Below are 1,204 nucleotides of genomic sequence, written 5' to 3' on the forward strand. Positions count from 1 at the left end.
ACTACATCTGCAACTGAAACGAGAGTTTGAATACGTCCACCTTGTCGCCTATCACCCCCGGTGCATAATTCAAGCCTTTGGTGAAAAGATCGCCATGCTGGTAGTACGCCGAAACGCGCGCATTGAAGCCATCGATGATGTAATTCACGCCCCCCTCGATCTCCTCCCGGTTACTGCTATGATTGGGCTGAATACTGGTGAACCTGCCATATGGCTGGAATTTCCCGATACCCACCTTGACCGGTATCAGATAAAGCCCCGTAACCGTCCAGGATTTTCCATCGAATACGCAAAAACAGCCCGGATCGGCAAAAGCCTGGGAATTATAATTAGCGTAAAACTGCTTGTATTCCGCGTTTACCGTGGTTACCCCCAGATTCTTCGGCAAGACTTTTTCGAACAAAAGGTCGCCTACCAGGCCGAGAAAATCGCTGCGATTGGCAAACGAGCCCGCACCGTTTTTCTGGTAATTTGCCCCGAACGCAAGCGCCAGGATGTCTCCCGCCTTGCCAAAGTAGGTGCTGCTGGTGTAGTAACCCGGATTCTTCTCGGGATTCAGAAAATTGTAGGTGAAACGTCCGGCCCACGACACATCATTTCCCTGGTTGGGTCCGATCGTGCTGGATGACTGCAACCCCCGGTACACGCCCACCGCATAACCCAGCGTCCCCCTGATGAACCCGGGCTCGACGCTGCCCCAGAAGGTGCCGCCGTCGTCACGACCATAGCGGCCCGCGCCGTTGCTGCCGAATTTAACGCTGAAGTCCTGGGGAAAAAACGGTGTCTTGAAGGCATCATGCGTCGCCTGAAAAAAAGGACCGCTCAATTCGCCCCGCTCCGTGGGCACCAGCATGCGCCCGCCCCAGATATTCACATACCGGTTAATCTCCACTTTCCCGATAGCGTCCAGGATGTTGTAGGACATCTTGGGGTTATCCGTCGAACTGGTGTTGTTACAGAAAAAACATTCCGTATTGACTTCAAATTTGACATACTGATGTATCTGCCCGTTTAAATACACCCGCGCATTGTCTATGCTGAAATCATTCCTGAAACTGTCCGTTGCCCGGTTTTCAGACCATATGCCCGAACCACGGAAACCGATGCCCGCACTCACCCACCTGGTTTCATCAAGCGCCCACTTAGGTCCGCTAGGAACCTTGAAATCCGCTGCCCCCGCCGCCGAAGATAATGACAGAAAACC

1 protein-coding gene is annotated in these 1,204 nt (G+C 53.1%); it reads right to left on the reverse strand.

The window, feature by feature from the left end; genetic code table 11:
- Nucleotide 1 precedes the first annotated feature (1 nt).
- A partial coding sequence (locus SQ11_RS17660; RefSeq protein ID WP_052494303.1) for a hypothetical protein occupies nucleotides 2-1,204 on the reverse strand: 1,203 nt, incomplete at its 5' end.

It is taken from the genome of Nitrosospira sp. NpAV (assembly GCF_000832065.1).
In the GTDB taxonomy this organism is placed as follows: Bacteria; Pseudomonadota; Gammaproteobacteria; order Burkholderiales; family Nitrosomonadaceae; genus Nitrosospira.